The organism is Pseudomonas sp. HMWF021 (genome assembly GCF_003061005.1).
In the GTDB taxonomy this organism is placed as follows: domain Bacteria; phylum Pseudomonadota; class Gammaproteobacteria; order Pseudomonadales; family Pseudomonadaceae; genus Aquipseudomonas.
Map to the genome: position 1 here is coordinate 1 of NZ_QAIK01000080.1, position 8,974 is coordinate 8,974.

At 61.4% G+C, this 8,974-nt stretch carries 8 protein-coding genes; 3 read left to right on the forward strand and 5 right to left on the reverse strand.

Features of this window, described 5'->3' with window-relative positions:
• Window positions 1-33 precede the first annotated feature (33 nt).
• A complete protein-coding gene (locus DBR18_RS10680) occupies window positions 34-519 on the reverse strand; it encodes a YajQ family cyclic di-GMP-binding protein (protein WP_003227548.1) in 486 nt (161 codons plus the stop codon).
• A gap of 141 nt (window positions 520-660) precedes the next feature.
• Between DBR18_RS10680 and DBR18_RS10685 the strand changes: the two genes are divergently transcribed.
• From DBR18_RS10685 to DBR18_RS10695, 3 genes are read left to right on the forward strand one after another with little or no spacing between them, the layout of a single operon-like run.
• Entirely contained in the window at window positions 661-1,578 is a 918-nt protein-coding gene (locus DBR18_RS10685; protein ID WP_108590290.1) for a putative 2-dehydropantoate 2-reductase, read from the forward strand.
• Window positions 1,579-1,623: 45 nt separating this feature from the next.
• Complete coding sequence (locus DBR18_RS10690; RefSeq protein WP_108590291.1) at window positions 1,624-3,660, forward strand: HAMP domain-containing sensor histidine kinase; 2,037 nt, start codon at window positions 1,624-1,626, stop codon at window positions 3,658-3,660.
• A 3-nt stretch (window positions 3,661-3,663) separates the two neighbouring features.
• Entirely contained in the window at window positions 3,664-4,248 is a 585-nt protein-coding gene (locus DBR18_RS10695; RefSeq protein WP_108590292.1) for a cob(I)yrinic acid a,c-diamide adenosyltransferase, read from the forward strand.
• 130 nt (window positions 4,249-4,378) lie between these two features.
• On the opposite strand, the gene DBR18_RS10700 is transcribed toward DBR18_RS10695, so the two are convergent.
• The 4 genes from DBR18_RS10700 to DBR18_RS10715 form a co-directional block, all read right to left on the reverse strand.
• Window positions 4,379-5,323, reverse strand: coding sequence for a Nudix family hydrolase (locus tag DBR18_RS10700; RefSeq protein WP_108590293.1), 945 nt, complete (start codon window positions 5,321-5,323; stop codon window positions 4,379-4,381).
• Window positions 5,320-5,952: a glutathione S-transferase family protein gene (locus DBR18_RS10705; protein ID WP_108590294.1), complete on the reverse strand. Its 633-nt coding sequence runs from the start codon at window positions 5,950-5,952 to the stop codon at window positions 5,320-5,322. The genes DBR18_RS10700 and DBR18_RS10705 overlap by 4 nt, the downstream gene beginning before the upstream one ends.
• Before the next feature lie 277 nt (window positions 5,953-6,229).
• Window positions 6,230-7,447: a bifunctional glutamate N-acetyltransferase/amino-acid acetyltransferase ArgJ gene (gene argJ, locus DBR18_RS10710; protein ID WP_108590295.1), complete on the reverse strand. Its 1,218-nt coding sequence runs from the start codon at window positions 7,445-7,447 to the stop codon at window positions 6,230-6,232.
• A 122-nt stretch (window positions 7,448-7,569) separates the two neighbouring features.
• Window positions 7,570-8,974, reverse strand: a 1,405-nt coding sequence (locus DBR18_RS10715; RefSeq protein ID WP_177482367.1) for an SEC-C metal-binding domain-containing protein, incomplete at its 5' end; no start/stop codon positions are given.

Genomic DNA, 8,974 nt, shown 5'->3' on the forward strand with positions numbered 1-8,974 from the left:
AGCAAGCCCGCTCCCACAGCCATCTGACCGGACTTAGTCGCGGAAGTTGTTGAACTGCAGCGGCATGCCGAATTCCTTGGCGCGCAGGGCCGCGATGGCTTCCTGCAGGTCATCGCGCTTCTTGCCGGTCACACGTACCTGCTCGCCTTGAATGGCGGCCTGCACCTTGAGCTTGGCGTCCTTGATGTGCGCGACAATCTTCTTCGCCAGTTCCTTGTCGATGCCTTCCTTGAGAATCGCATCCTGCTTCATCAGTTTGCCCGACGCGTAAGCGTCTTTGACTTCAAGGCACTGCACATCGATCTTGCGCTTGGTCAGGGCCAGCTTCAGGATCTCGATCATCGCTTCCAGCTGGAAACCGGCTTCAGCGGTCAGGTTGACGGTCAGGTCCTTTTCCTTGAACTCGAAGCTGCCCTTGCCTTTCAGGTCATAGCGACGATCGAGTTCCTTCACGGCGTTCTCGACCGCGTTGGTCAGCTCGTGCTTGTCCAGTTCGGATACCACGTCGAACGACGGCATGTAATCTCTCCAATAAAAAAGGCGCGCTCGATCAGGAAGGAGCGCGCTTGGCTTGCGGTTAAAATCCGGCTCATTATAACGGGTCTTTTCCTACCGATACGGCGAGCCTTGCATGCCAGTACCTTACCGAGTGAAAAACTGATGTCCACCCCCTGGCACGTTCTTGGCGCCGGCAGCCTCGGCACCCTGTGGGCCACCCGTCTGGCCCGGGCGGGTCTGCCGGTGCGTCTGGTCTTGCGTGATGCCGAGCGCTTGCGTGACTATCAGGCGGCCGGCGGCCTGACCCTCGTCGAACACGGCGAGGCCAACACCTATGCCGTCCCCGCGCAAACGGCGGACGATCCAGAACCGATCCGCCGCCTGCTGGTCGCCTGCAAGGCCTATGACGCCGAAAGCGCCGTCGCCCGCCTCGCCCAGCGCCTGACAGCGGATGCCGAATTGATCCTGTTGCAGAACGGCCTCGGCAGCCAGGACGCTGTCGCGGCGCTGGTGCCACAAGCTCGCTGCATCAGCGCCTCCAGCACCGAAGGCGCCTTCCGCGACGGCGACTGGCGTGTGGTGTTCGCCGGCCACGGTTTCACCTGGCTGGGCGATGCCGGACACCCGGTAGCACCGATCTGGCTGGACGATCTGCAAGCCGCGAAGATTCCCCACGAGTGGAGCACCGACATCCTCACCCGGCTGTGGCGCAAACTGGCGCTCAATTGCGCGATCAATCCGCTGACCGTACTGCACCAATGCCGCAACGGCGGGCTTGAGCAGCATCAGTGCGAAGTCGCCACGCTGTGCGCAGAGCTGGCCGAGTTGCTGCAGCGTTGCGGTCAACCTGCGGCGGCGCTCGATCTGCAACAGGAAGTCGAGCGGGTAATCCATGCCACAGCGGCCAATTACTCGTCCATGTATCAGGACGTGGCGAACCGGCGCCGCACCGAAATCAGCTACCTGCTGGGCCACGCCTGCAAAGTCGCCACCCGTCATCAACTGAACCTGCCGCACCTCAATCAATTGCAGCAGCGCCTGGTCAGTCATCTGCACAGCCTTGGATTGCCCAGCGACTGAGCAGCGGCTACGCTGCCCACTTGTTCCTTTGCTGCGATAAACCTGATGCCATTGCGCCAGCGCCTCGAAAACCTGCCGGTTGGCCAGAAATTGCTGGCCGCCCTGCTGGTGTTGTTGACCACTGTTCTGCTGGTCGCCAACCTGACCTTTATCAGCGCCGCCTACTACATTTCCCAAGAAAGCATGGCGCCGCAGGCCCTGCAGACTATCGGCCGACTGATCTCCAACCCCAGCCTGGTCGCGCAGGCCCTTGAGTCACCGCAAAGCGCCGAACGCTTGCTCAAGGAACTCGACAGTTATTCGCCGCTGCGCGCTGCCGCTCTGTACGACGGCAAGGGTGACCGGATCGCTCAGGTGCAGCGCGGCGACAAGCTCAATCTGCCGGAACGCTATCGTCACGTCGAAGCCTGGCAACTCACCGAATTTCGCAGCAACCAGTTGATCACCCTGCCCCGCCCCGGCACCGCGCCTGGGCATCTGTTGCTGGTGGCCAGCAGTGAATTGCCGATGGCGTTCTACACTGGCACCCTGACCGCCAGCCTTGGCATTCTGATTTTCAGTGTGCTGCTGTGGCTGGTGATTGCCCGGCAGATCAAACGCCTGATCACCCGCCCGATCCATGAGCTGGAAGAGCTTTCGCGGCAGGTCACGCGCGAAGAGAACTACGCCCTGCGCGCCTCGCGCGGCAACCACGACGAAATCGGCAGCCTCGCCGAAGCATTCAACACCATGCTCTCGCGCATCGAGGCCCGCGAACACCAGCTCAAGCGCGCCCGCGATGACTCGCAGGCCGCCTACGATCAGGCTCAGGGCCTGGCCGAAGAAACCCGTCACACCAACCGCAAGCTGGAACTGGAAGTCCAGGTGCGCAGCAAGATCGAAAAGAAACTCACCGGTTTCCAGAACTACCTCAACAGCATCATCGACTCGATGCCCTCAGCGCTGATCGCCCTCGACGAGCAGCTCTATGTCACGCAGTGGAACCAGGAGGCCAGCGCCCTCTCCGGTACGCGCCTGGATGAAGCGCTGAACCAGCCGATCTTCCTCGCCTTCGAACCGCTCAAACCCTTCTTGCCGCAGCTCAAACAGACGGTGGAAGAGCACACGGTGGCGAAGATCGAGCGGGTGACCTGGTTCAAGGACGACGAACCCAAGCACTACGCCCTGACCTTTTACCCGCTGATGGGCGGCGCCGGACGTGGTGTGGTGATTCGTATCGACGACATCACCCAACGCCTGTCGCTGGAAGAAATGATGGTGCAGTCGGAAAAAATGCTCTCGGTCGGTGGCCTTGCGGCGGGCATGGCCCATGAGATCAACAACCCATTGGGCGCAATCCTGCACAACGTGCAGAACATTCGCCGACGGCTATCGCCGGACCTGCCGAAAAACCTCGAAACCGCTGAACAGCTCGGCATCGAACTGGACACGGTCAACCTTTACCTGCAAAACCGCGAAGTGCCGAAACTGCTCGACGGCATCCAGCAGGCCGGGGCACGAGCAGCGAAAATCGTCACCCACATGCTCAGTTTCAGCCGGCGCAGCACCCGACAAATGGCCCCGTGCGATCTGCCGGCGCTGATCGATCAGGCGGTGGAAATCGCCGGCAACGATTTCGATCTGGCGATCGGTTTCGACTTCAAGGGCCAGGCGATCATCCGCCAATTCGACCCGGCGCTCGGCCCGGTGCCGGGCACCGCCAACGAGCTGGAACAAGTGCTGCTCAACCTGCTGAAGAACGCCGCCCAGGCCATCCACCAGCGTGAAGACGACAGCGAACCGGGGCGGATCATCCTGCGTACGAAGCTCAACCCGCCATGGGCCGAGATTCAGGTCGAGGACAATGGCATCGGCATGAGCGAGAGCGTGCGCAAACGCACCTTCGAGCCGTTCTTCACCACCAAGGAAATCGGCCAGGGCACGGGACTGGGGCTGTCGGTGTCGTACTTCATCATCACCAACAACCACAAAGGCCAGATGGAAGTGCAGTCGGCGCCCGGTCAGGGCACCTGTTTCACCCTGCGCCTGCCGCTGGCACAACCGGCAGCCATTGCCGCCGAAACCAATCAACTACCGAGGTAACCCATGGGCTTTCGCTTGTCGAAGATTTACACCCGCACCGGCGACAAAGGCGAAACCGGCCTGGGCGATGGCCGCCGCGTACCCAAGGATCACCCGCGCATCGAAGCCATTGGCGAGGTCGACACGCTGAACAGTCAGGTCGGTGTGCTGCTGGCCGGATTAATCGCCGAACGTGAGGCATTCCCGGGTTTGAATGAACTGATCGACGTGCTCGCGCCTTGCCAGCATCGCCTGTTTGACCTCGGCGGTGAACTGGCGATGCCGCAATATCAGGCGCTGAATGCGGCGGAAATCGAGCGCCTGGAAGCAGCCATCGATGTGTGGAACGAGGAATTGGGGCCGCTGGAGAATTTCATTCTGCCCGGCGGGTCGATGCTGATCGCCCAGGCCCATGTGTGCCGCAGCCTGGCGCGCAGTGCCGAGCGGCGCTGTCAGCATTTGAATGCGATCGAGCCGTTGGCCGGAGTGGGTCTGGCGTATATCAATCGGTTGTCGGATTTGCTGTTTGTGGCCGCAAGGTTGATTGCGCGGCGGCAGGGGGTTGCAGAGATTTTGTGGCAACCGGCGGCAAAACCAACAGAAATGTAGTGTTTTATTGGCCGCCATCGCTGGCAAGCCAGCTCCCACAAGGTTTTGTATCGTTCTCCGCATTTGCGGTGCACACGACACCTGTGGGAGCTGGCTTGCCAGCGATGAGGCCATCAGCCTCAGCACATAATCAAGCTTCTGGCCAAAACGCCCGAATCCCCGCGACACCCTGCGCGCCAACGCCCCAAGCCTTCTCACGCTCCGCCGGACCAACGCCGCCGAGCAAGAACACCGGCTTGCTGAAGCCCTCGATCAACGCCGAAGCCTGTTCCCAGCCCAACGGCTGAGCATCCGGATGAGTCAAGGTCGGCTGCACCGGCGACAGGGTGACGAAATCCACGCCCATCTGCTCGGCCAGGGCCAGCTCTTCAGCGTTATGGCACGAGGCCGCCAACCAGCGCTCCGCCGGCAACGGCCGCCCTGCTTCGGCGTATTTGCGCAATTGCGCGGCCGTGATGTGCCAACCGGCGGCCGGGAAATCGCCAAGCCACTCGAACGGCCCCTTGATCATCAACTGCGCCTTGCCGGCGCACAGTCCCACCGCATCCACCGCCAGATCGCGGTATTTGGGGTCATAGCCGTTCGGCGCGCGCAGCTGGATCAACTTGATTCCGCCGGCAATCGCCTTCTGGATACCCCGCAACAGGGCCGGTGCCTCCAGATCTTCCGGGGTGATCAGGTATTCAGCGGGCAAGCGCGCGGCGGCGACGATTGGCTGGTTGGCGGCCGGGAACTCGTAGTTCAGCAGATCCTTGGCGGTCACCCAGACCAATGGCTGGCCTTCGGCGCCATGCGGTTCACCGCTGAAGCTCGACACTTCCCAGACATCCAGCAACACCTGCTTGTCCGGGTAGTCATGGCGAACCTTGATCAGCGGACGCGCGGCGCCAACGACAATGCCCAGCTCTTCCTGAAGTTCGCGAGCCAGCGCGCTTTCAACGGATTCGTCAGCCTCGACCTTGCCGCCGGGAAATTCCCACAAGCCGCCCTGATGCTGGGTGTCGGCACGGCGGGCTATGAGAATCTTGCCACTGCCGTCACGAATGACGGCGGCGGCGACGTGTACGCGTTTCACGGATTCAACTCCTCCAGTCCAGCCTTTTGCCACGCCTTGAAGGCGGGCCATTGGTAGACGGTTTCAACATAAGCTTGATCGATGGCGGGCAATTGCACCTGATAAGTACGCAGACGCACGGCAATCGGTGCAAAGAACGCATCAGCCAGACTCACGCGACCGAACAGATAGGGCCCAGGCTCAGTGGCAGCAGCACGGCACTCAGCCCACAACGCGAGCATGCGCTCGATATCGACCTTCACTTCCGGCGGCACCAGGCTGAGCGGCGCATCATGGCTCAGGTTGAACGGCATGTGATTGCGCATGGCGAAAAAGCCACTGTGCATCTGCGCGCAGGCGGAACGGGCCTGAGCGCGAGCGAACAGGTCGGCTGGCCAGAGCTGTTCGGACGGGAACTGCTCGGCCAGATATTCAGCAATCGCCAAGGAATCGGCCACAGTGCCACGAGAGGTTTGCAACAACGGCACCTTGGCGGTCGGCGAATGCTTGAGCAGCCGCTCGCGGGTGTCGGGCTTGCCGAGCTTGATCAGCTCTTCGGTGTAGGGTGCCCCGGTCAGTTCCAGCGCCAGGGCGGCACGCAGGGACCAGGAAGAAAGCAGTTTGTCGCCGATGATCAGGTGCAGGGACATGGTGTGGCGCCTTTTCGTCAGTGGAAAGCTTCAAGACTTGGAGTGACTGGACCGACGCTTTCGCGGGCAAGCCCGCTCCCACAGTGGTTTCTGTCGTACACCGCAGAACCCTGTGGGAGCGGGCTTGCCCGCGAAGAGGCCGGCACATTGAACATTGATGTTGCCTGACACAACGCCATCGCGAGCAGGCTCACTCCTACAGGGGATCCGTGTCGTTCACTCATCTACTGTAGGAGTGAGCCTGCTCGCGATGGCGGCGACTCGGTCTCAGATTGAATCAGGTCCGGTATTCGGCGTTGATCTTCACGTATTCATGCGACAGGTCGGTGGTCCAGATGGTTTCGCTGCAATCGCCACGGCCCAGTTCGATGCGGATGGTGATCTCTTCCTGCTGCATCACCGCCGAGCCTTGCGCTTCAGTGTAGGTCTCTGCGCGTGCGCCACGGCTGGCGATGCACACGTCACCGAGGAACACGTCGATCTTGCTCACGTCCAGATCCGGCACGCCGGCACGACCAACGGCAGCCAGAATGCGGCCCCAGTTCGGGTCGGAGGCGAACAGCGCGGTCTTGATCAGCGGCGAGTGCGCCACGGTGTAGCCAACGTCCAGGCATTCCTGATGATTGCCTCCGCCGTTGACTTCAACGGTGACGAACTTGGTCGCGCCTTCGCCGTCACGCACGATGGCCTGAGCCACGTCCATGCACACTTCGAACACCGCTTGCTTCAACTTGTTGAACAGCTCGCCTTCGGCGCGGGTGATTTCCGGCAATGCGGCCTTGCCGGTGGCAATCAGCATGCAGCAGTCGTTGGTCGAGGTGTCGCCGTCGATGGTGATGCGGTTGAACGACTTGTTCGCACCGTCGAGCATCAGGTTGTGCAGCACTTCGCGGGCGACTTTGGCGTCGGTGGCGATGTAGCCGAGCATGGTCGCCATGTTCGGGCGAATCATGCCCGCGCCTTTGCTGATGCCGGTGACGGTGATGGTCACGCCGTCATGCTGGAACTGACGACTGGCACCCTTGGGCAGGGTGTCGGTGGTCATGATGCCGGTGGCGGCAGCTTCCCAGTTGTTTTCCGACAGATCATCCAGTGCAGCCTGCAGCGCGCCTTCGATCTTCTCGACCGGCAGTGGTTCGCCGATCACGCCGGTGGAGTACGGCAGGATCTGGCTGGCATTGACGCCCGTCAGCTCGGCCAGTTTCGCCGTGGTGCGCTCGGCAGCCGCCAGGCCCGGTTCACCGGTACCGGCGTTGGCATTGCCGGTGTTGGTCAGCAGGTAGCGCACGGCATTCTGTACACGTTTTTTCGCCAGGATCACCGGCGCGGCACAAAACGCGTTCAACGTGAACACGCCGGCCACGGTCGAACCTTCGGCGCAGCGCATCACTACCACATCCTTGCGCCCGGGGCGCTTGATGCCGGCCGAGGCGATACCGAGTTCAAAACCGGCAACCGGGTGCAACGTTGGCAAAGGACCAAGACCAACAGCCATGAATGCGCTCCTTACTCAATGATGTCAGCACCGCTCACAGTGATGGCGGTGGTGTAAATGGCAAAACGCCGCGACGGCAGGAGCCGGTCGCGGCGCGGGTATTTCAGCGATTGAAACGGGGTTTACTGGATCTGCCCGTGGCAATGCTTGAATTTCTTGCCCGAACCGCAGTAGCACAGTTCGTTGCGGCCCAGCTTCTGTTCGTTGCGAACCGGGGCAGTGGCGAGGGCCACATCGACCTCCTCACCCAACACTTCCGGTTGCTCCAGACCCGGTGCCTCAGCGTGTTCGAACTGCATGCGGGCGGCCAGTGCTTCAGCTTCCTCACGCAGGCGTTGTTCTTCGGCTTCCGGATCTTCGCGGCGAACCTGAACGTGCGACAGCACACGGATCGAGTCGCGCTTGATCGAATCCAGCAGCTCGGAGAACAGCGTGAACGACTCGCGCTTGTATTCCTGCTTCGGGTTCTTCTGGGCGTAGCCACGCAGGTGGATGCCGTGACGCAGGTGATCCATGGTCGACAGGTGGTCTTTCCACAGGTCGTCGAGAACGCGCAGGACGATCTGCTTCTCGAACGAGCGCAGTGCTTCGGCACCGGCCTGATCTTCTTTCTCGTTGTACGCGGCCATCAGCTCGACCATCAGCTTCTCGCGCAGCGTCTCTTCGTACAGGTGATCGTCTTCGTCGAGCCATTGCTGAATCGGCAGTTTCACCCCGAAATCGCTGGCAATCGACGCTTCCAGACCGGCCACGTCCCACTGCTCCGGCAGCGATTGCGGTGGAATGTGGGCGCTGACGGTCGCGTTGAGCACGTCCTGACGGAAGTCGGCGATGGTTTCACCGATGTTGTCGGCGGCCAGCAACGTGTTGCGCATGTGATAGATCACTTTACGCTGTTCGTTGTTGACGTCGTCGAACTCGAGCAGTTGCTTACGAATGTCGAAGTTGCGACCTTCAACCTTGCGCTGCGCTTTCTCGATCGCGTTGGTCACCATGCGGTGCTCGATCGCTTCACCGGACTGCATGCCCAGGGCTTTCATGAAGTTCTTCACCCGGTCAGAGGCGAAGATGCGCATCAGGCTGTCTTCCAGCGACAGGTAGAAGCGGCTGGAACCGGCATCACCCTGACGACCGGCACGGCCACGCAACTGGTTGTCGATACGACGGGATTCATGGCGCTCGGAAGCAATCACCTGCAGACCGCCGGACTCCAGCACTTGCTGGTGACGCTTCTGCCAGTCGGCCTTGATCTGGGCGATCTGCTCGGGGCTCGGGTTTTCCAGCGCCGCGACTTCCACTTCCCAGTTGCCGCCCAACAGGATGTCCGTACCACGGCCGGCCATGTTGGTGGCGATGGTCAGGGCGCCCGGACGACCGGCCTGCGCAATGATTTCAGCTTCTTTTTCGTGGAACTTGGCGTTCAGGACCTTGTGTTCGATGCCTTCCTTGTTGAGCAGGTTGGAGACGTGCTCGGAAGTTTCGATGGTCGCAGTACCCACCAGGATCGGACGGCCCTGGGCCATGCCT

What these genes read in the sequence shown, in the direction of transcription:
- DBR18_RS10680 (WP_003227548.1), bottom strand. Translation starts at nt 519, where the DNA reads ATGCCGTCGTTCGACGTGGTATCCGAACTGGACAAGCACGAGCTGACC.
- DBR18_RS10685 (WP_108590290.1), top strand. Translation starts at nt 661, where the DNA reads ATGTCCACCCCCTGGCACGTTCTTGGCGCCGGCAGCCTCGGCACCCTG.
- DBR18_RS10690 (WP_108590291.1), top strand. Translation starts at nt 1,624, where the DNA reads ATGCCATTGCGCCAGCGCCTCGAAAACCTGCCGGTTGGCCAGAAATTG.
- DBR18_RS10695 (WP_108590292.1), top strand. Translation starts at nt 3,664, where the DNA reads ATGGGCTTTCGCTTGTCGAAGATTTACACCCGCACCGGCGACAAAGGC.
- DBR18_RS10705 (WP_108590294.1), bottom strand. Translation starts at nt 5,952, where the DNA reads ATGTCCCTGCACCTGATCATCGGCGACAAACTGCTTTCTTCCTGGTCC.
- argJ (WP_108590295.1), bottom strand. Translation starts at nt 7,447, where the DNA reads ATGGCTGTTGGTCTTGGTCCTTTGCCAACGTTGCACCCGGTTGCCGGT.